This is a genomic window from Streptomyces harbinensis, assembly GCF_900116145.1.
GTDB lineage: Bacteria > Actinomycetota > Actinomycetes > Streptomycetales > Streptomycetaceae > Streptomyces > Streptomyces carpaticus.
In genome coordinates this window covers 332345-352225 of sequence record NZ_FPAB01000003.1, presented here as the reverse complement: position 1 = coordinate 352225, position 19881 = coordinate 332345, and the positions used below count along the sequence as shown (strand labels likewise).

Annotated in this window: 16 protein-coding genes; 7 read left to right on the top strand and 9 right to left on the bottom strand. The window is 71.4% G+C overall.

Annotation, left to right across the window (positions count from 1 at the left end):
* Positions 1-147 precede the first annotated feature (147 nt).
* The 5 genes from BM385_RS09405 to BM385_RS09385 are packed head-to-tail and all read right to left on the bottom strand — an operon-like array spanning position 148 to position 6127.
* A complete protein-coding gene (locus BM385_RS09405; protein ID WP_093842766.1) occupies positions 148-1161 on the bottom strand; it encodes a LacI family DNA-binding transcriptional regulator in 1014 nt (337 codons plus the stop codon).
* Positions 1154-2818 (bottom strand): glycoside hydrolase family 13 protein, encoded by a 1665-nt coding sequence (locus BM385_RS09400; RefSeq protein ID WP_093842765.1) that lies wholly within the window; start codon positions 2816-2818, stop codon positions 1154-1156. The genes BM385_RS09405 and BM385_RS09400 overlap by 8 nt, the downstream gene beginning before the upstream one ends.
* A 51-nt stretch (positions 2819-2869) precedes the next feature.
* Positions 2870-3832, bottom strand: coding sequence for a sugar ABC transporter permease (locus tag BM385_RS09395; RefSeq protein ID WP_019432963.1), 963 nt, complete (start codon positions 3830-3832; stop codon positions 2870-2872).
* 2 nt (positions 3833-3834) lie between these two features.
* Entirely contained in the window at positions 3835-4797 is a 963-nt protein-coding gene (locus BM385_RS09390) for a carbohydrate ABC transporter permease (RefSeq protein ID WP_051131083.1), read from the bottom strand.
* A 58-nt stretch (positions 4798-4855) separates the two neighbouring features.
* The gene (locus BM385_RS09385; RefSeq protein ID WP_019432965.1) at positions 4856-6127 is read right to left on the bottom strand and encodes an extracellular solute-binding protein; all 1272 of its coding nucleotides are present in this window, start codon (positions 6125-6127) and stop codon (positions 4856-4858) included.
* A 331-nt stretch (positions 6128-6458) separates the two neighbouring features.
* Between BM385_RS09385 and BM385_RS09380 the strand changes: the two genes are divergently transcribed.
* Entirely contained in the window at positions 6459-7493 is a 1035-nt protein-coding gene (locus BM385_RS09380; RefSeq protein WP_026047290.1) for a LacI family DNA-binding transcriptional regulator, read from the top strand.
* Between the two features lie 76 nt (positions 7494-7569).
* The gene (locus tag BM385_RS09375; RefSeq protein ID WP_078575926.1) at positions 7570-8442 is read left to right on the top strand and encodes a phosphatase PAP2 family protein; all 873 of its coding nucleotides are present in this window, start codon (positions 7570-7572) and stop codon (positions 8440-8442) included.
* On the opposite strand, the gene BM385_RS09370 is transcribed toward BM385_RS09375, so the two are convergent.
* From BM385_RS09370 to BM385_RS09360, 3 genes are all read right to left on the bottom strand, one after another.
* Entirely contained in the window at positions 8427-11465 is a 3039-nt protein-coding gene (locus tag BM385_RS09370; RefSeq protein ID WP_093842764.1) for a bifunctional [glutamine synthetase] adenylyltransferase/[glutamine synthetase]-adenylyl-L-tyrosine phosphorylase, read from the bottom strand. The genes BM385_RS09375 and BM385_RS09370 overlap by 16 nt on opposite strands.
* Positions 11462-12823, bottom strand: a complete 1362-nt coding sequence (glnA, locus tag BM385_RS09365) for a type I glutamate--ammonia ligase (RefSeq protein WP_026047291.1) — start codon at positions 12821-12823, stop codon at positions 11462-11464. Before glnA ends, BM385_RS09370 begins: the two co-directional genes overlap by 4 nt.
* Before the next feature lie 418 nt (positions 12824-13241).
* Positions 13242-14086 (bottom strand): IS5 family transposase gene (locus BM385_RS09360; protein WP_425506135.1). Its coding sequence is split into 2 segments (ribosomal slippage): positions 13242-13727 and positions 13730-14086, totalling 843 coding nucleotides; the frame shifts between segments, so codons are not numbered across the junction.
* A gap of 224 nt (positions 14087-14310) precedes the next feature.
* On the opposite strand from BM385_RS09360, the gene BM385_RS09355 reads away from it, so the two are divergent.
* Genes BM385_RS09355 through BM385_RS09335 form a run of 5 tightly spaced genes read left to right on the top strand, consistent with a single transcriptional unit; the run spans position 14311 to position 18770 of the window.
* Positions 14311-15768, top strand: coding sequence for an ATP-binding protein (locus BM385_RS09355; RefSeq protein WP_019432970.1), 1458 nt, complete (start codon positions 14311-14313; stop codon positions 15766-15768).
* Between the two features lie 45 nt (positions 15769-15813).
* Complete coding sequence (locus tag BM385_RS09350; protein WP_037755755.1) at positions 15814-16203, top strand: roadblock/LC7 domain-containing protein; 390 nt, start codon at positions 15814-15816, stop codon at positions 16201-16203.
* Entirely contained in the window at positions 16200-16598 is a 399-nt protein-coding gene (locus tag BM385_RS09345) for a DUF742 domain-containing protein (protein WP_019432972.1), read from the top strand. The genes BM385_RS09350 and BM385_RS09345 overlap by 4 nt, the downstream gene beginning before the upstream one ends.
* Entirely contained in the window at positions 16579-17208 is a 630-nt protein-coding gene (locus tag BM385_RS09340) for a GTP-binding protein (protein WP_019432973.1), read from the top strand. The genes BM385_RS09345 and BM385_RS09340 overlap by 20 nt, the downstream gene beginning before the upstream one ends.
* On the top strand, positions 17205-18770 hold the full coding sequence (locus tag BM385_RS09335) for a cytochrome P450 (protein WP_139275156.1): 1566 nt from the start codon (positions 17205-17207) through the stop codon (positions 18768-18770). The genes BM385_RS09340 and BM385_RS09335 overlap by 4 nt, the downstream gene beginning before the upstream one ends.
* On the opposite strand, the gene BM385_RS09330 is transcribed toward BM385_RS09335, so the two are convergent.
* Positions 18724-19779, bottom strand: coding sequence for a terpene synthase family protein (locus BM385_RS09330; RefSeq protein WP_093842763.1), 1056 nt, complete (start codon positions 19777-19779; stop codon positions 18724-18726). The two genes, BM385_RS09335 and BM385_RS09330, sit on opposite strands and share 47 nt — an antisense overlap.
* Between the last annotated feature and the right edge of the window lie 102 nt (positions 19780-19881).

The window sequence follows — 19881 nt, the reverse complement described above, 5'->3', positions numbered from 1 at the left end:
GGGTGCCGGAAGAGCACGGCTTGCTGAAAGGAATGCCGGAACTTTCAGCAAGTGAGTTTCATGGCTGACCGTAGGGGCGCCCAGGAGGACGGTCAAGAGGTGTGACACATCGAGGACATCCGGCTGTCACATGACGGGAACAAGCCGTCAGTCCCCGCTCCGCTGCGGCGCCACCGCCGTGCTCCCCCGCACCACCAGCTCCGGCTGGAACACGAACTCCGTGTGCGGCACCTGGTCCCCGTTGATCTCCCCGAGGAGCGTGCTCACCGCCGCGCCCGCCATCGCGCGGACCGGCTGGCGCAGCGTCGTGAGCGGTGGGTCGGTGAAGGCGATGAGGTCCGAGTCGTCGTACCCGGTCACCGACACCTGTCCCGGAACGGTGAGGCCGCGCTGGCGGGCCGCGCGTATCGCGCCGAGGGCCATCATGTCGCTGCCGCAGACGATGCCGGTGCACCCCGCGTCCAGCAGGGCGGTGGCCGCCGCCTGGCCGCCCTCCACGCTGAACAGCGAGTGCCGTACCGGGGCGTCCCGGCCCAGTTCGGCGCGGAAACCGGCCACCTTGCGGCGCACCGGGACGAAGCGGGCCGGCCCCACCGCCAGGCCGATCCGCTCGTGTCCCAGGTCGCGCAGATGCCGCACCGCCATCCGGGTCGCCGCCGCGTCGTCCGGGGAGACGAACGGGGCGGCCACCCGGTCGTTGTAGCCGTTGATCAGCACGAACGGCACCCCGCGCCCGGCGAGCCGGGTGTACCGCTCCGGGTCGGTGGTGGTGTCCGCGTGCAGCCCGGACAGGAAGACGATGCCGGTGACGCCGCGTTCCACCAGCTGGTCCACCAGTTCGTCCTCGGTGGCCCCGCCCGGGCTCTGGGTGCACAGCACCGGTGTGTAGCCGTGCGAGGCCAGCGCCTGTTCGATGACCTGGGCGAAGGCCGGGAAGATCGGGTTGGTCAACTCGGGTATGACCAGGCCGATCAGGCCCGCGCTGCGCTGGCGGAGCCTCAGCGGGCGCTCGTACCCCAGGACGTCCAGGGCGGCGAGCACCCGCTGGCGGGTGGCCGCCGCGACCCCCGACTTGCCGTTGAGCACCCGGCTAACCGTGGCCTCACTGACCCCGGCCTGTCCGGCGATATCGGCGAGCCGGGCGGGCGCGGCGTCAGCCATGCGTCGTCCACCAGGCGGTGGTGTCGGCGGGCAGGACGTCACCGGCGGCCGGGACCGGGCCGCTGGCCAGCAGCAGGGTGCCCGGGGAGGCGAGTTCGCCGGTGAGGGTGATGTCGGCGCCGGTGGTGTTGGCCAGCACCAGCACGGTGCTGCCGTCCGCGCCGTGCCGCCGGAAGGCGAGCACGCCCTCGGGCGCGTCCAGCCACTGGACCGCGTCGCCCGCGCCGAGCGCCGGCTGCTCGCGCCGTACCGACAGCGCGGTGCGGTACAGCACCAGGGTGGAGCCGGGATCGCCGATCTGGGCGGCCACGGCGAGCTTGGCCCACTCCCCCGGCTGCGGCAGCCAGCTGCCGCCGGTGCCGAAGCCGTACGAGGTGCCCTCGCTGGTCCACGGGATGGGCACCCGGCAGCCGTCGCGCAGCCCGTCCTGGCCGCCCGCGTCGGTGTCCTCGTCGGGCGAGCGGCGGAAGAAGGCCGGGTCCTGCCGTACCTCGTCGGGGAGATCGGTGACCTCGGGCAGGCCGAGTTCCTCGCCCTGGTAGAGGTAGGCGGAGCCGGGCAGCGCCAGCATCAGCAGGGTGGCGGCGCGGGCCCGGCCCAGGTCGCCGCCGAGCCGGGTGAGGTGGCGCACCACGTCGTGGTTGGAGAGGACCCAGGTGGTGGGGGCGCCGACCGGGCGCATGGAGTCCAGCGAGGAGTCGATGACCTCGCGCAGCGCGCCGGCCTCCCACGGGGTGCTGAGGTAGTGGAAGTTGAACGCCTGGTGGAGTTCGCCGGGGCGCAGGTAGCGGGCGGTGCGCTCCGCGCTGGGGGTCCAGGCCTCGGCGACGGCGATCCGCTGCCCGGGGTATTCGTCGAGGATGGTGCGCCAGCTGCGGTAGATCTCGTGGACGCCGTCCTGGTCGAAGAACGGCATCTCCTGGGTGCCGAGCAGTTTCAGCTGGCCGCTGTGGCCCATGTCGGGCAGGCCGGCCGCCTTGACCAGGCCGTGGGCCACGTCGATGCGGAAGCCGTCGACGCCCATGTCGAGCCAGAACCGCAGCACGGAGCGGAATTCGTCCCGGACGGCCTCGTTGTCCCAGTTGAAGTCGGGCTGTTCGGGCGCGAAGAGGTGGAGGTACCACTCGCCGGGCGAGCCGTCCGGGTTGGTGGTGCGGGTCCAGGCGGGGCCGCCGAAGATGGACTCCCAGTCGTTGGGGGGCTCTTCGCCCTTGTCGCCCTTGCCGGGGCGGAAGTGGTAGCGCTCGCGCAGCGGGGAGCCGGGGCCCTCGCGCAGGGCGCGGCGGAACCACTCGTGGCGGTCGGAGGAGTGGTTGGGGACAAGGTCGGTGATGACACGCAGGCCCAGGTCGTGGGCTTCGCGGATCAGGTCGTCGGCGTCCTTGAGGGTGCCGAACATGGGGTCGATGGCCCGGTAGTCGGCGACGTCGTAGCCGGCGTCGGCCTGCGGGGAGGCGTAGAACGGGCTCAGCCAGACGGCGTCCACGCCGAGATCGGCCAGGTACGGGAGCCGGGCGCGGATGCCGGGCAGGTCGCCCATGCCGTCGCCGTCTCCGTCGGCGAAGGAGCGGGGGTAGACCTGGTAGATGACGGCGTCGCGCCACCAGCCGGGGGTTTCGGCGGCAGGGGTGGTGGGGCCGGCGAGGTGCTGGGTCATGTCTTCCCTGTGGCTCGTCGTGAAGGTGTTGCGGGGACAGCGGGGCTCGGGTCAGGCCTTGGTGGCGCCTGCCGTGAGCCCGGATTGCAGGTGCCGCTGCGCGTAGCCGAAGACCAGGGTCGCGGGTACGGCGATGAGGACGGCCGCGGCGGTCATCAGATGCCAGTCCTGGGTGTGCTGGTTGACGAAGGTCTGGAGGCCGCCGGCGAGGGTCAGATGTCTCTCGCCGGTCATGAAGGCCGTGGCGTAGGCGACTTCGGCCCAGGCGGTGACGAAGGTGTAGAAGCCGGTGACGGCGAGCCCGGGGCGGGCCAGCGGCATGATGAGCCGCCAGAAGGTGCCGAACGGGGAGAGTCCGTCCACCCGTCCCGATTCGTCGATGGAGATCGGGATGGTGTCGAAGAAGCCCTTCATCATCCAGGCGCAGAACGGCACCGCGATGGTGAGGTAGGTGACGATCAGCGCGATGGGCCGGTTCAGGAGCCCGTACCGGGACATCAGGTTGTACAGCGGCACGATGAGCACGGCCATCGGGAACATCTGGGTGATCAGCAGGGTCCACATCAGCGGGCGCATGCCGGGGAAGCGGAAGCGGCTGAGCGCGTAGCCGGTGGTGGAGGAGATGAACACCCCGATCACCGTGGTGGTGACCACGACCAGCAGGGAGTTGCCGAACCAGGTGAGGAACTTGGTGTTGTTCAGCACATGGTCGTAGTTGTCCAGGGTGAAGTTGGAGATGAGCGCGATGGTGAAGGTGTCGCTCTTGGGCTTGAAGGAGGTCACCAGCAGCCACAGCGGCGGGAAGACCGCGATGACGGCGGCGAACAGCAGGGTGGCGTGCAGGCCGAAGGAGGCCAGCGGGCCGCGTTCGCCGCGCCGCCGCGGGCGTTTGCCGCTGCCGCCGCCCGCGCCACCGGACTGCGGGATGTCGCCGCGGCCGGGGTCGGAGCCGGGGCCGGTACGGGTGCCGGCCGGGGCGGAGCCGGAGTCGAAGCGTGTTGTCTCGGCGCTCATGGCTACCACACCTCTCCCTGCTTGCGCAGTGCCCGCCGGTAGGAGATCGCGAACAGGACCAGGAGCAGCAGGATCAGTACGCCCCAGGCGGCGGAGTTGGCGAAGTCGCGGGGGCTTCTGATGAAGGCCAGCCGGAACGCCTCGGTCACCAGGATGTCGGTGGAGCCGGCCGGGCCGCCCCGGGTGAGCAGGAAGATCACCGGGAACATGTTGAAGGTCCAGATGGTGCTGAGCAGCACCACGGTCATGGAGACCGAGCGGACCCCGGGCAGCGTGATGTTCCAGAACCGCTGCCAGGGTCCGGCGCCGTCCATCTCGGCGGCCTCGTAGTGCTCGGCGGGGATGGACTGGAGGGCGCCCAGCATGGCGATCAGCATGAAGGGCACGCCCAGCCAGACGTTGACCGCGATGACGGCGGCCTTGGCCCAGGTGGGATCGCTCAGCCAGTGGATGCCGGCGATGCCCTGCCCTTCGAGCAGGTTGTTGAGGATGCCGTTGCGCTCGTTGAAGATCATCCGCCAGGCGAAGACCGACACGAAGGCGGGGATCGCCCAGGGCAGGATCAGCGCCATCCGGTACAGCGTGCGGCCCCGGAAGGTCCGGTTGAGCATATTGGCCAGGGCGAGGCCGATCAGGAAGGTGATGGCGACGCAGGAGACCGTCCACACCATGGTCCAGCCGAGCCGGTCCCAGAACTTGCTGTCCGTGAGGATGTCGGCGTAGTTCTCCAGGCCGACGAACTCGTACGTGGCCTCCATCTTGTTGACGCCGATCTGGCGTTCGACGTTGGCCTCGTTGGCGTTGGTGAGGGACAGGAAGATGCCGCGCACCAGGGGCCAGCCGATGATGCCGGTGATCACGACGACCACCGGGGCGATCATCGCCCAGGCGTACCAGTAGTTCGCCAGGGTGCGCCGGGTTCTGGCGCCCTTCCCGAGCCGGGTCCTCACCGCTTCAGCAGCCATCTGCTCGCTCGCCGCCCTTCGTCTCACACGTCCGTGGGTTTCGCACCGGACCGCTCGCTCAGTCGAGCCAGTCGTCGAGGACGTCGCGGTAGGCGTCGCCGGTCTGCTGGGCGGCCTTCTCCGGGGAGACGGAGCCGATCAGCATCGCCTCGACGTTGTCGCCGATGGGCTCGAACAGGGACTGGGCCTGCGGGATCCACGGGCGCTCGTGGGCCACGTCGACGGCCGGCTTGAAGAACTGGACCATCTCGTTGCCCTGCACGGACGGCACCTCGTAGACGGAGGTCCTGGTGGGGAGCAGGCTCAGTTCCTCGGTGATCCGCTGCTGGGTGGCGGCGGAGGACATGTACTTGACGAACTCGAAGACCGCGGGGGACTCGTTCTCCGGGGTGCCGGCGTAGACGGCGTAGTTCCAGCCGCCCTGCGGCGCGGCCTGCGCGGCGGAGCCGGCGGGCACCGGGGCGACGCCGAGGTTGTCGCCGAGGCCGGTGACCGCGTCGTTGATGGCCCACGGGCCGTTGACCATCATGGCGACGTCGCCCTTGCTGAAGGCGCTCATCATGTTCTCCCAGCCGTCGCTGGTGTCGGTGATGGCGGCGCCCGAGGTGACCATGTCCTGCATGCGGGTGAACGCGGCGATCCCGGCGTCGTTGTCGATGGTGACTTCGTGCTCCTCGGCGTCGACCATGTCGCCGCCCTCGCCGTACAGGAACGGCAGGAACCAGTACGGGTCGTCGCCCCGCATGTACAGCGGCACGGCGCCGACGCCCTCGAAGTCCGGGACGGACGCCTTGACGTCGTCGAGCGTCTGCGGCACCTCCACGCCGGCGTCCGCGAGCAGCTGCTTGTTGTAGAAGAGCGCCAGGGTGTCGATGACCTGCGGGACGGCGTAGGTGGCGCCCTCGTACTGGGTGCTGGCCCACGCCTGGGGCAGGAAGTCCTCCTGGTTCTCCAGGGCGGGGGTCTCGTCCAGCGGCCACAGGTAGCCGAGGCTGGCGAAGTCGGCGACCCAGGCCACCTCGGTGCGCATCACGTCGGGTGCCTCGTTGGCGGCGGCGGCGTTCTTGAAGCGGTTCTGCGCGTCGTCGAAGCCGATGTTCACATAGTCGACGGTGACGCCCGGGTGCTGGGTGGCGAACTCCTCGGCGATGGCCTTGAAGACCTGCGCCTCGGTCTCGTTCGAGGTGTCCCAGTACGTGATGGTCCCGGACAGCTCCCCGTCCGCGGCGGCAGCGCCGCCCCCGTCCCCTCCGTCGCCACCACCGCAAGCCGTTACCGCAAGCGTCAGTGCCGCCAGAGCGGCAGTCGTCGTCCCTATGCTGCGCCGCATGTGAACTCCTTCAAGCGTTCCGCCCGGTTTAGGGGGCTGTGTCCCACCCTAGGCGTGGCTCCCTCGCCACGCCGGGCCGATCAGGAACGTAACAGCGGCGTCATGCTTTGGAAAGACCTTGCGGCAAATTTCTGCAAGCCTGCCGCGCCAGCCCTTCCGGCGGCTCCGGCGACCCCGGCGCCCGCGGCGCGACACCCGGCGCGCTCCGGCGCGCGCCGCGCCGCCGTCCGGGTGAAACCACCGGCCGGGGCACCGGCCGCAATGCCCACATCCCGGTACAGTTCCCCCGGCCCGGTGGGCACGTACCGGGGCGGCCGGTAAGGTCCACTGGGTGACCGCACGGCTAGCTGACATCGCAGCCCAGGCGGGGGTCAGCGAGGCGACCGTCAGCCGGGTGCTCAACGGCCGGCCGGGCGTCGCCGCCACCACCCGCGAATCCGTCCTGGCCGCGCTCGATCTGCTCGGCTACGAGCGCCCGGCGCGGCTGGCCAAGCGCAGCGCGGGCCTGGTGGGGCTGATCACCCCCGAGCTGGAGAACCCGATCTTCCCGGCGTTCGCCCAGGTCATCGGCCAGGCGCTGACCCGGCAGGGCTACACGCCGGTGCTCGCCACCCAGACCCCGGGCGGCTCCACGGAGGACGAGCTGACCGGCATGCTCGTGGAACGCGGGGTGGCCGGGATCATCTTCATCTCCGGGCTGCACGCGGACACCTCCGCCGATGTGGAGCGGTACGAGCGGCTGCGCGGCAACGGGGTGCCGTTCGTCCTGATCAACGGCTTCGCGCCCCGGGTGCGCGCCCCCTTCATCTCGCCGGACGACCGGGCGGCGATGCGGCTGGCGATGAGCCATCTCGTCTCGCTCGGCCACCGCAGGATCGGGCTGGCGCTCGGCCCGGCCCGGTTCGTCCCGGTGCAGCGCAAGATCGAGGGCTTCCTGCGCGGCGCCGCCGAGGACCTCGGACTGGACGAGGCGGCGGCGGGCGAGCTGATCGAGCATTCGCTGTTCACCCTGGAGGGCGGCCAGGCCGCCGCGGCCACCCTGCTGGAGCGGGGGTGCACGGCGGTGATCTGCGCCAGCGACATGATGGCGCTCGGCGCGATCCGCGCCGCCCGCCAGCGCGGCCTCGCCGTCCCGGCCGACGTGTCGGTGATCGGCTACGACGACTCCCCGCTGATCGCCTTCACCGATCCGCCGCTCACCACGATCCGCCAGCCCGTCCCGGCGATGGGCCAGGCGGCGGTCCGCGCCCTGCTGGAGGAGATCGGGGGCACCCCGGCTCCGCACAGCGAGTTCGTCTTCCTGCCGGAGCTGGTGGTACGCGGCTCGACGGCGACCGCGCCGTCCGTCCCGGGGCGGATCCCCTAGGGCGGATCCCCTAGGGCCGGAAACCCGACTGGAGGATGATCGGGCAAGCGTCCGGACTCTGGCAGACTGTGCGTCCATGGGGGCAACAAGCGTCGAGCCGGACAGTGAACAGCGAGTGGATGCGGGGAGCGTGACCGACAAGCACACGGAGCCCCCGTCCCGTGACAGACGGCTGGGCGCCCTGCGCGTACCCCGGCGTCCGCGCATCTGGTTCGAGCTGCTGCTCATCGCCATCAGCTACGGCGTGTACTCCATGATCCGCAACGCCGCCCCCACCCGGGAGGAGCAGGCGCAGGAGAACGCGCAGTGGATCTGGGATCTGGAGAAGTCCCTCGGGCTGGCCTTCGAGCGCGCGGTCAATCACGGCATAGAGGCCGTGACCTGGCTGATCGTGCCGATGAACTACTACTACGCCACGCTGCACTTCATCGTGACCATCGGCGTGCTCGTGTGGCTGTTCCGCTGGCATCCGGGCCGGTACGGGGCCACCCGTCTGGTGCTGTTCGCCACCACCGGGGTGGCGCTGATCGGCTACTACTTCTACCCGCTGGCGCCGCCGAGGCTGATGGAGGGCATGGACTTCATCGACACCGGCCAGGTGTACCAGACCTGGGGTTCGTTCCAGTCCGAGAGCATGCAGTCGGTCTCCAACCAGTACGCCGCGATGCCGTCGATGCACATCGGCTGGTCGGTGTGGTGCGGCATCACGATAGCGGTGCTGGCCAGGCCGCTGTGGGTGAAGATCCTCGGTGTGCTGTACCCCACCCTGACCCTGCTGGTGATCGTGGCCACCGCCAACCACTTCTGGCTGGACGCGGTGGGCGGTCTGATCTGCCTGGGCTTCGGGTACGCGGTCGTCCGGCTCTGGTACGGCTCCTCGCCGTACCGGCTGCCGCGGCGGGTGGCCCCGCCCCCGCCGGCGGCGGAGGCCGCTCAGTCCCCGTCGTAGAACAGCCGCTCCACCACGGTGCGGGCGCGGCGCGTCGTGCGCCGGTAGTCGTCGATCATCTGACCGCCGCTGCCGGTGTCCTGCTGCCGGGCGGCGCCCGGTTCGTACCCGAGGTAGCGGGCGACCGCCGCCAGCTCGCGCGGGTCGGTGGGGAAGGTGTCCTGCGGCCTGCCGCGCACCAGCATCACCGCGTTGCGCACCCGGGAGGCCAGGATCCAGGCGGCGTCCAGGACGGCCGCGTCCTCGGCGTTCAGCAGTCCGGCCGCCTCGGCGGCGGCCAGGGCCCGGCGGGTGCGGGTGGTGCGCAGTCCGGGGACGGTGGCGGCGTGCCGCAGCTGGAGCAGCTGGACGGTCCACTCGATGTCGGAGAGTCCGCCGCGGCCGAGCTTGGTGTGGGTGGTCGGGTCGGCGCCGCGCGGCAGCCGTTCGGCCTCCATCCGGGCCTTGAGGCGGCGGATCTCGCGGACGTCCCGCTCGGCGAGCCCGTCCCGCGGGTAGCGCAGCGGGTCGATCAGCTCGGTGAAGCGCGCGCCGAGGTCCGGGTCGCCGGCCACCGGCTGGGCGCGCAGCAGGGCCTGGCTCTCCCAGACCAGTGACCAGCGGCGGTAGTAGGCGGCGTAGTTCTCCAGGGTGCGTACCAGGGGGCCGCCGCGGCCCTCGGGGCGCAGGGTGGTGTCGATGAGCAGCGGCGGGTCGGTGGAGGGGAGCTGGAGCAGCCGGGTGAGTTCGTTCGCGACGGTGAAGGCGGCGCGGTCGGCTTCGGCGCGGTCGGCGCCCTCGCGCGGCTCGTGGACGAACATCACATCGGCGTCGGAGCCGTAGCCCAGTTCGTGGCCGCCGAAGCGGCCCATGGCGATGATGGCGAACCGGGTGGGGAGTTCGGCGCCCCAGCGGCCCTGGACGGCGGCGCGCAGGGCGCCGGCCAGGGTGGCGGCGTTGATGTCGGTGAGCGCGTCGCCGACCAGGTCGAGGGCGGGGCCCTGGCCCTCGCCCGGCGGGGCCTCGGTGGGGCGGTAGGCGCCGACGATGTCGGCGGCGGCGGTACGGAACAGTTCGCGGCGGCGTACGCCGCGGGCGGCGGCCACCGCGTCCTCGGGGGTGGCGGCGCGGCCGACGGCGGCCAGGACCTCCTGGCGCAGGGCGGTGGCGCCGCGCGGCGCGAGTCCTTCGGGGGCGCCGAGCAGGGCGACGGCCTCGGGGGCGCGCAGCAGCAGGTCGGGGGCGAGCCGGCCGGCGGACAGCACCCGGGCCAGGTTCTCGGCGGCGGCGCCCTCGTCGCGCAGCAGCCGCAGGTACCAGGGGCTGGTGCCGAGGGCGTCGGAGACCTTGCGGAAGCCGAGCAGTCCGGCGTCCGGGTCGGCGGAGTCGGCGAAGCGGTCCAGCAGGACGGGCAGCAGGGTGCGCTGGATGGCGGCCTTGCGGGTGACGCCGGAGGCGAGGGCGGCCAGATGGCGCAGGGCGGCGGCCGGGTCGGCGTAGCCGAGGGCGACCAGCCGTTCGCGGGCGGCCTCGGGGCCGAGCCGTACCCCGCCGTCCTCCAGTCCGGCGACGGCCTCCAGCAGTGGCCGGTAGAACAGCTTCTCGTGCAGCCGGCGGACGGCGCTGGTGTGCCGGCGCCAGGCGGCGGTGACCTCGGCGACCGGGTCGGCGGTGAGGCCGAGCGAGCGGCCGAGGCGGCGCAGGTCCGGTTCGTCCTCGGGCATGAGGTGGGTGCGGCGCAGCCGGTACAGCTGGAGGCGGTGTTCGACGGTGCGCAGGAACCGGTAGGAGTCGTGGAGGGTGGCGGCGTCCTTGCGGCCGATGTAGCCGCCGTCGGCGAGGGCGGCGAGTGCGTCCAGGGTAGTGGCGTGGCGCAGGGCGGGGTCGGTGCGGCCGTGGACGAGCTGGAGCAGTTGGACGGCGAATTCGACGTCGCGCAGTCCGCCGGGGCCGAGTTTGAGTTCGCGCTCGACGCGGTCGGCGGGGATGGACTCCTCGACGCGGCGGCGCATGCGCTGGACGTCGGGGACGAAGTTGTCGCGGTCGGCGGCCTGCCACACCAGGGGGGCGACGGCGCGGGCGTAGCGGCGGCCCAGGTCCTCGTCGCCGGCGACGGGGCGGGCTTTCAGCAGGGCCTGGAACTCCCAGGTCTTGGCCCAGCGGTCGTAGTAGGCGAGGTGGCTGGCGAGGGTGCGGACCAGTGGCCCGTTGCGGCCCTCGGGGCGCAGGTTGGCGTCGACGGGCCAGATGGTGCCCTCGGCGGTGGTGTCGGAGCAGATCCGCATCATGCGGGAGGCGAGGCGGGTGGCGGCGCGCAGGGCGGCGGCCTCGGCGCCCTCCGCGGCGCCTTCGGGGGGTTCGGCGACGAAGATGACGTCCACGTCGGAGACGTAGTTGAGTTCCCGGCCGCCGCATTTGCCCATGCCGATGACGGCGAGGCGGCAGCCGGCGGCGTCGGCGGGGGCTTCGGCGGCTGCGATGCGCAGCGCGGCGCGGAGGGTGGCGGTGGCGAGGTCGGCGAGTTCGGCGGCGGTGTCGGCGAAGCCGGTGGTGCCGGTCATGTCGCGGGCGGCGATGGTGAGCAGGGCGCGGCGGTAGCCGACGCGCAGGCTGTCGGGGTCGTCGGCGTCGGCGAGGGCGGCGGTGAACTCCTCGATGCCGGGGTGCAGGTCGGCGGTGTCGAAGGCGGTGAGGGTGCGCCATTCGACGGGGTGGCGGGCGAGGTGGTCGCCGAGGGCTTCGGAGGCGCCGAGGACGGCGAGGAGCCGGTCGCGCAGCGGTTTGGCGGCCAGCAGGGTGTCGAGGAGGACGGCCCGGTCGCCGTCCGGCTGGGCCTCGGCGAGGCGGGTGAGGGCGGCGAGTGCGAGGTCGGGGTCGGCGGTGGCGGCGAGGGCGTCGAGCAGCACGCCGTCGTCGCCGGCCGGGCGCAGCGCCTCGTGGTCGAGGAGGACGCCGGCGGCGCGCGGATCGGTGAATCCGCGGCGCGCCAGCTGGCCGAAGCGCCCGGGCCGCCGCGCGCCGGGCGGGGTGGCGGGTGCGGTCACAGGACCGGGAGGTTTTTGCGCAGCTCGAAGGCGGTGACCTCGGAGCGGTACTCCTCCCATTCCTGGCGCTTGTTGCGCAGGAAGAAGTCGAAGACGTGCTCGCCGAGGGTTTCGGCGACGAGTTCGCTGTGCTGCATGAGGTTGATGGCCTCGCCGAGGTTCTGCGGGAGGGGTTCGATGCCCAGGGCGCGGCGTTCGCGGTCGGTGAGGGCCCATACGTCGTCCTCGGCGCCGGGCGGCAGTTCGTACCCTTCCTCGACGCCCTTGAGGCCGGCGGCCAGCAGCAGGGCGTAGGCGAGGTAGGGGTTGGCGCCGGAGTCGAGGGAGCGGACCTCGACGCGGGTGGAGCCGGTCTTGCCGGGCTTGTACATGGGGACGCGGATGAGCGCGGAGCGGTTGTTGTGGCCCCAGCAGATGTAGCTGGGTGCCTCGCCGCCGGCGCCGGCGGTGCGCTGGGTGCCGCCCCAGATGCGCTTGTAGGAGTTGACCCACTGGTTGGTGACGGCGGAGATCTCGCCGGCGTGCCGCAGGAGTCCGGCGATGAAGGAGCGGCCGATCTTGGAGAGCTGGTATTCGGCGCCGGTCTCGTGGAAGGCGTTGCGGTCGCCTTCGAAGAGGGAGAGGTGGGTGTGCATGCCGGAGCCGGGGTATTCGGAGAACGGCTTGGGCATGAAGGTGGCGTGCACGCCCTGTTCGAGGGCGACCTGCTTCATGACGAGCCGGAAGGTCATGATGTTGTCGGCGGTGGAGAGGGCGTCGGCGTAGCGCAGGTCGATCTCCTGCTGGCCGGGGGCGCCCTCGTGGTGGGAGAACTCCACGGAGATGCCCATGGATTCGAGCATGGAGATGGCCTGGCGGCGGAAGTCCATGCCGACGTTCTGCGGGGTGTGGTCGAAGTAGCCGGAGTTGTCGGCGGGGGTGGGGCGGGTGCCGTCCACCGGCTTGTCCTTGAGGAGGAAGAACTCGATCTCGGGGTGGGTGTAGAAGGTGAAGCCGAGGTCGGAGCTCTTGGCGAGGGCGCGCTTGAGGACGTAGCGGGGGTCGGCGTAGGAGGGTGAGCCGTCCGGCATCAGGATGTCGCAGTACATGCGGGCGGTGCCGGGGGATTCGGCGCGCCAGGGCAGGACCTGGAAGGTGCTGGGCGCGGGTTTGGCGATCATGTCGGACTCGTGGACGCGGGCGAAGCCCTCGATCGCGGAGCCGTCGAAGCCGATCCCTTCGTCAAATGCCTGTTCGAGTTCGGCCGGGGCGACGGCGACGGACTTGAGGAAGCCCAGCACGTCGGTGAACCACAGCCGGACGAACCGGATGTCACGCTCCTCCAGGGTACGGAGCACGAACTCCTGCTGCTTATCCATGGCCACCATCCTCGCAGGTCACAACGCTCATTCTGGCGCACGGAAGCTCATCCGTCGCCCTCCAGTATCACGCTCGCCGGTTTCGGTGGCATTGCCGGTGCGGCAGCGGACCGGGGACGGCCGGTGAAGGCGGCCGGGGGGCGCGGTGGCGGCGGTGTCCTGCCGGTGGAGTTTGCCGGGGGCAATCCGAACCGGCCAGCCGTCCGATGAGCTTTGGCCATGCATGTGCGGGGCGTGTTTCAGCACGCGCCCCGGCGCATCCGCGCAGTTCATCGGCTTGTCACGCCCGTGCGCGCCCCCGCTCACGGACTCGTTCGGGGGACGTTTTCCGAACTCGCTGCGCCGGGGGCTTGCGGCCCCGTACTCTCCCTGTCACATAGCGAGTTGCGGCCACTACAGCTAGGGCGTTTCTTCCGGATCATCTCGCCGACCAGATGAAGATGGCGGCGAGGTGGAGTCCGGCGAGGTAGCTGGTTGCGGTCTTGTCGTAGCGGGTGGCCAGGCCGCGCCATTGCTTGAGCTTGTTGATGCAGCGTTCGACCGTGTTCCGCTGCTTGTATGCCTCGCGGTCGAGGGCCGGCGGGCGGCCGCCCAGCCTGCCGCGCCGTTTGCGGTTCGCGGCCTGGTCGGCTGGCTGGGGAATCACCGTCCGGATCCCACGCTGCCGCAGGTGGCTGCGGATCGCGCGGGACGAATACGCCTTGTCGGCCAGGACCACTTCCGGTGTGGTCCTGGGCCTGCCGATCGGCCGGGGCACCCGTAAGCGGGACATGACCCGGGGAAACGCGGGTGCATCACCGGCTTGGCCGGGGGTGATGACGAAGGCCAACGGGCGGCAGTGGCCGTCTGCGGCGAGGTGGATCTTGGTGGTCAGCCCGCCGCGGGACCGTCCGAGGGCATGATGATCCGGCTCGCCGGCCGGGGCCCCTTTTTACGGGCTCCGGCGGCGTGCTGGTGGGCACGGACGATGGTGGAGTCGACGGCGACGACCCAGTCGAGGTCGCCTTCGGCGTCGGCCCGGGCGAGCAGGGCGGTGAAGACCTTCTCCCACGTGCCGTCGGCGGCCCACTTCCGCAGTCGGTTGTGGACGCCCTTCCACGACCCGAAGTGTTCGGGCAGGTCCATCCACGGCGTGCCGGTGCGGTACTTGAACGCGATCGCGTCGATCACCAGACGGTGATCACGCCACCGCCCTCCCCGCTTCGGAGTCCGATCCGGCAGCAACGGCTCGATCCTCGCCCACTGGGCATCAGTCAACGACACACCAGACCAACGATCCGGTGATCCGAAAGAAACGCCCTAGTCGCGGCTGGGTTGCCGCTGCCCGCGAGCGGACGCACGTATGTCAGAGGCATACCCCCTCCTCATCCGCAACCGCAGCCCTCTGTCCATCACCACTGTCCATCGCAACGCTAGTGAGGAAGCCCATGGTGCGAGCAGGTTCATTACAGCGGAGTGAGCGCCCCCCGCGTCCGGGAGCGTGGATCGTGCCGCCGGCGCTGACCGCCGTCGGCGCCGTCGCCGCCCTGCTGCTGGTGGGCGGCGAGCAGCGGGCGGCGGTGGCCTGGTGCGCGGTGGTGGCCATGATCCTGGTGGCCGCGCTCTCCGCGGAGGCGGCGCGCCGCGGACTGGCGCTCGCCGCGCTCAAGGAGCAGCTGGCCACCGAGCGGGCGGCCCGGCGCAAGGAGGCCCACCACCTCGCCTGGAAGATCTTCCCGGTGGTCCTCGACAAGGTGCAGGACGGCGCCTCGCCCTCCGAGGTGACACCCCGCGACCACAGCGAGCTCTCCAGCGACCCGGAGATCGGCGCCTCCTACTACACCGCGCTGTTCAAGTCCGGCGTCGCCGTCCAGGAACGCGAGCACGCCAAGGACTCCGCGAACCGCGCCATCGTCAACATCTCCTGCCGCATCCAGTCCGAGATCCACCGGCTCCAGGACGACATCAACAAGATGCAGTACCGGCACGGCGGCCCGGAGATCCTGGGCGACCTGATGCATCTGGAGCACGGCATCAACGTGACCGGCCGGTTCGCCACCTCACTCGCCGTCCTCGGCGGCGGCGCCCCGATGCGGCGCTGGCAGCGGCCGATCTCCCTCTACGACGTGATGCGGGCCGGCAGCGCCCCCATCCAGGAGTACCTGCGCGTCGAGCAGCACCACGTCGCCGAGATCGCGGTGGTCGGCCCGGCGGCCGAGTCCGTCATCCTCGTCCTGGCCGAGCTGCTGGACAACGCCTGCCGCTACTCCCCGCCCAGCACCTCCGTGGTGATGAACACCGAGGAGGTCGCCGCCGGCGTCGAGATCTCCATCGAGGACAAGGGGATGGGGCTCACCGAGGAGTCCCGCAAGCACGCCGAGTTCCTGATGAAGCAGGCCGCCGACGGCCTCGACCTCTCCGACCTCGGCGAGACCGCCCGGGTCGGCCTGCGCGTCGCCTCCATCCTGTCCAACCGGTTCGGGCTGCGGCTGACGCTGCGCCCCTCCACCGGGAACGGGGTGCGCGCGGTCGTCTTCGTGCCGCAGGAACTGCTGACCCAGCTGCCCGAGCCCAAGTACCCGATCCCCGGGATGCGTCCCAAGCCGCACCCGGTGATGGCTCCGGGGCTCGCCCGCCCGGTCGACGAGGACGAAGAGATCGCGTACGAGCGCAATGAGAACGGCCTGCCCCAGCGGCACCGCAACCGCGCGTTCGACAACCCCCGGCGCGCCGCCGCCGCGCAGGCCGCGCGGCAGCCGCAGCCGGGGCGGGGAGCCGCCCCGCCGCCCGCGGGCGACGCGGGTGAGAGCGCCGACCGGGCGGGCGGCAAGACCGCCCGCCGGGTGGAGTCGGGCCTGTGGGTCTCCGACTTCTTCGCCGGGCTCGCGGCGGCCGACGGCGGGCACCCCAGTGGTACGGACCATTCCTCCGCCGATCAGCCGACCGGCAACGACCTCCGGAAGTAAAGGGTGTAACAGGTGGTAGAGCACGTGACACAGCGGCTGATGAACATGGACTGGATGCTGAAGGACCTGGCGTCCTCCGTGCCCGGAATCGGGCACATCGTCCTGCTGTCCGCAGACGGACTGTGCATGGCTCAGCACGGCGACGACCGGGATGCCGGGGAGCGGCTGGCCGCCGCCGGCTCCGGCCTCAAGAGCCTGGCGCAGTCCGTGGCGATGGAATTCCCCGACGAGGAGAACGACGTACGAATGGTGGTGCTGGAGCTGACCGGCGGCTTCTTCTATCTGATGTCGGCCGGCTCCCGCTCCTATCTCGCGGTCACCGCGAGCGCCGAGGTGAGCGCCACCATGGTCAGCCAGCGGATGCGGGACCTCGTGCTGCGGCTGGGAGAGCATCTGTCCAGTGCGGTGCGCGCGCCCGAACAGGCGGCGCCATGAGCCGGAAACGGCGGGACGGCAGCGGCGGGGCGGACGGCCAGGAGGACGAGGCCCCCGTACCGCTGTATGTCATCACCGGCGGGCGCAGTGAGGGCAAGGAGGATCACTTAGTCCTGGATCTGGTCACGCTGGTCGTGTCCCGGTCCGCTCCCTCCTCCGGTATGCATCCCGAGCAGGCGGCCATTCTGCGGATGTGCGGCAACCCCCTGTCCGTGGCCGAGATCTCCGCGTACATCGATCTGCCGTTCAGCGCGGTCAATGTGCTGCTGGCGGATCTGGTGGCCAATTCCCACGTGGAGGTCAGGGAAGCGAGAAGCGCGATGCCGCAGCGCTCCGCGACGGATCCCGATATCGACACCCTGAAGGCTTTGATCGATGGACTACAACGGCTCTGACCTCTCCCTGGGCCCACGGCCGGAGGATCTGCTGCCCGCCTCGACGGAGAAGTCCGTCAAGGTGGTGATCGTCGGCGGCTTCGGCGTCGGCAAGACCACGATGGTCGGCTCGGTGAGCGAGATCCGCCCGCTGACCACCGAGGAGACCATGACCCGCAACAGTGTCGGCGTCGACTCGCTGCGCGGGGTGGAGCACAAGACGGACACGACCGTGGCCATGGACTTCGGCCGGATCACCCTCAATCAGCAACTGGTGCTCTACCTGTTCGGCACCCCGGGGCAGCAGCGGTTCTGGTTCCTGTGGAACGGCGTGATCGAGGGGGCGCTGGGCGCGGTCGTGCTGGTGGACACCCGGCGGCTGGAGGACAGTTTCCAGGCGATGGACCGGCTGGAGGCCGGCAACGTGCCCTTCGTCGTGGCCGTCAACAACTTCCCCGACGCGCCGCTGCACTCGGTGGCGGCGCTGCGCTCCGCGCTCGACCTGGGCGAGGACGTCCCGCTGGTCAACTGCGACGCCCGGATGCTGGAGTCCAGCCGCGACGTCCTGCTGACCCTGATGCGTTATCTGTACACGAATGCCACCCAAGCACCCTCGGAGGTCACACGATGAGCGGGCCCGCTGCCGACGCGTCAGGTTTCCGGACGCCGGGTGGGCAGCCACCGCCCGGCTGCCCGGCCCACGCGGGCGGCTCCGGCGGTGCGGCGGGCCCGGCGGTCTCCGGCCCGGCGCAGCCGGTCGGTCCGTACGGGCCCGGCGGGGTGACCCGGCTGTTCGGGCCGGAGGCGTCGGCGGACCCGGTCGGGCTGTACGAGCGGCTGCGTGCCGACCACGGGCCGGTGGCGCCGGTGCTGCTGGAGGGTGACGTACCGGCGTGGCTGGTCCTCGGCTACCACGAGATCCTGGAGGTGTGCCGGCATCCGCGCCGCTACAGCCGGGACGGCCGCAACTGGCGGGACTGGCAGAACGGGGTGGTGGGCCCGCACGACCCGATCGCCCCGGTGCTGGCCTGGGGCCCGGACGCCACCCACCAGGACGGCGCGGTGCACCACCGGCTGCGCGGGGCGGTCAACGAGTCGCTGGAGCGGTTCGACCGGCGGGCGATCCGCCGGCTGGTCGCCCGGTACGCCAACCATCTGATCAACGAGTTCGTGGACGCGGGCGAGGCCGAGCTGCTGAGCCAGTACGCGCAGCTGCTGCCGATGCGGGTGATGGGGCGGCTGGCCGGGCTCGACGAGGAGGACGGCCCGCCGATGACCGAGGCGGCCCGGCAGCTGCTGATCGGCACCGAGAAGGCGGTGACGGCCGACCAGTTCATCCAGCGGCGGCTGCGGGAGCTGGTGGCGGCCAAGCACGAGGCGCCGGGCCCCGACCTGGCCAGCTGGCTGATCGAGCACCCGGCCCGGCTCACCGACGAGGAAGTGCTGCACCACCTGCGGCTGGTGCTGGTGTCCGCCAACGAGACCACCACCAACCTCATCGTCAACACGCTGCGCGTGGTCTTCACCCACCCCCGGTTCCGCGGGTCGCTGCACGGCGGGCGGATGACGCTGCCGGCGGCGGTCGAACAGGTGCTGTGGGACGAGCCGCCGATCGCGGTCTGCCCCGGCGGGTTCGCGATGTTCGACATGGAGCTGGGCGGGCAGCACATCAAGAAGGGCGACGCCATGCTGCTGGCCCTCTCGGCCGGCAACGTGGACCCGGTGGTGCGGCCCGCGCCGGGGACGATGATGTACGGCAACCGCTCGCACCTGTCGTTCACCAGTGGCGCCCACGAGTGTCCCGGCGCGGACATCGGGCGGGCCATCACGGGGTCGGCGATCGAGGCGCTGCTGTACCGGCTGCCGGACATCCACATGACGATCGAGGCGGACGAGCTGACCTGGTCCGCCTCCACCTGGTCCCGGCACCTGGACCGGCTGCCGGTGCGGTTCACACCCCGGGACGCGCCGACGCCGATCGCACCGATCCGGTTCACCCCGGAGGAGCTGGGGCACCGCGCGGTGCAGCACGCGGCGGCCCGCGACCGGCTGGCGCGGGGGGCGCGTACGGAGTCGGGGGTGCTGACGGCGGTCCAGAACCCGGACCGGTCCGGCCCCGGCGCCGCTCAGGGGCCGGGGGCCGGGCTCAGGGACGGGCGGCGGAGCTGGTGGAACCGGCTGTGGGGCCGCTGATCGCGCCGGATCGGTCCGCTCCCGCCGAGCCGATGTCGTCCGGGATCACCTCGACGCCGATGTTCTCGGTGGCGTAGCGGGCCGAGACGGTGCCCCAGCGCTGGTTGCCGATCATCCAGTGCCGCAGACCGGCGATGTGCCGGGCGAGCAGCTCCCGCTCGGGGGTGCCGGCGTACCGCTGGAGGAGGGTGTGTGCGGTGTCCTGGAAGCCGCGGACCGTGTTGCGGACCAGGGCGCCGACCCGCTCCAGGGCGTCGGCGCGCGAGCAGCCCCGGGTGCGCTGGGTGATGAGGACGAGATTGTGCGGGTCGCCCTGGGCCTCCTCGCGTTCCACGGAGTGCGCGTCGTTGCAGAGGAAGATCACGTCGGTGGCGCCGCGCAGCAGGGTCTGCACGCCGGGGCTCCAGTACAGGTCCTCGGGGAGCTCGAAGTGTCCGGCGCGTTCGATGAGGTCGAAGCAGGGGCCGGTGCCGACGGCCTCGCGCCGCAGGGTGATGTAGGTCTTCTCGTCCAGCAGGGCGCCGGAGCGCCGGTTGTGGGCCTCTTCGACATAGGCGCGGAAGAAGCGGGTGTAGGTGGCGGCAGCGCGGGTGCGCCACTGCGCGGACATGCCCTCGGCGCTGCGCCGCCACACATCGGTGTAGGCGCGGGTGAGGGGGGTGTCCAGTGCGGGCGGGGTGCCGGGTTCGCGGTACGGGATGGCGGCGAGTTCGGTGCTGAGCCGGGCGACGTGCTCGGGGTGGCTGCCGCGCGGCCCGTCGAACTGGTCGTCCAGCGGGAAGCCGATGCACACGGCGTCGGTGACCAGGTCGAGGTCGGCACCGCGGGCTTCCGGGTAGGCGTAGCCGGCGAGGTCGGTGAGCAGCCACTCGCGGTACCGGCGCAGGGCCTGTTCGCCGCGCACCAGGCCGTGGGCGCGGATCCAGTCCAGGTGGTGTGCACCGGCGCGGGCTGCGTCGGGATTCGATCCGGCCTCGAACGGCAGGAAGAAGGTGACGTTCTGCGGCATGCGACCTCCTCTCTCCAGCCCCTTCCATGAACATCTGTTCATCAGCGGGACGTGGAGTTCCTTGCCCGGCTGCCTTTTCCGGCAATCTGTACCCGCACGATC

Bases quoted from the DNA above. Each gene is read 5' to 3' on its own strand.
- BM385_RS09340 (WP_019432973.1), top strand. From the start codon at position 16,579: ATGGACTACAACGGCTCTGACCTCTCCCTGGGCCCACGGCCGGAGGAT.
- BM385_RS09405 (WP_093842766.1), bottom strand. From the start codon at position 1,161: ATGGCTGACGCCGCGCCCGCCCGGCTCGCCGATATCGCCGGACAGGCC.
- BM385_RS09375 (WP_078575926.1), top strand. From the start codon at position 7,570: ATGGGGGCAACAAGCGTCGAGCCGGACAGTGAACAGCGAGTGGATGCG.
- BM385_RS09400 (WP_093842765.1), bottom strand. From the start codon at position 2,818: ATGACCCAGCACCTCGCCGGCCCCACCACCCCTGCCGCCGAAACCCCC.
- BM385_RS09390 (WP_051131083.1), bottom strand. From the start codon at position 4,797: ATGGCTGCTGAAGCGGTGAGGACCCGGCTCGGGAAGGGCGCCAGAACC.
- glnA (WP_026047291.1), bottom strand. From the start codon at position 12,823: ATGGATAAGCAGCAGGAGTTCGTGCTCCGTACCCTGGAGGAGCGTGAC.
- BM385_RS09345 (WP_019432972.1), top strand. From the start codon at position 16,200: ATGAGCCGGAAACGGCGGGACGGCAGCGGCGGGGCGGACGGCCAGGAG.
- BM385_RS09385 (WP_019432965.1), bottom strand. From the start codon at position 6,127: ATGCGGCGCAGCATAGGGACGACGACTGCCGCTCTGGCGGCACTGACG.
- BM385_RS09395 (WP_019432963.1), bottom strand. From the start codon at position 3,832: ATGAGCGCCGAGACAACACGCTTCGACTCCGGCTCCGCCCCGGCCGGC.
- BM385_RS09350 (WP_037755755.1), top strand. From the start codon at position 15,814: ATGGACTGGATGCTGAAGGACCTGGCGTCCTCCGTGCCCGGAATCGGG.
- BM385_RS09335 (WP_139275156.1), top strand. From the start codon at position 17,205: ATGAGCGGGCCCGCTGCCGACGCGTCAGGTTTCCGGACGCCGGGTGGG.
- BM385_RS09330 (WP_093842763.1), bottom strand. From the start codon at position 19,779: ATGCCGCAGAACGTCACCTTCTTCCTGCCGTTCGAGGCCGGATCGAAT.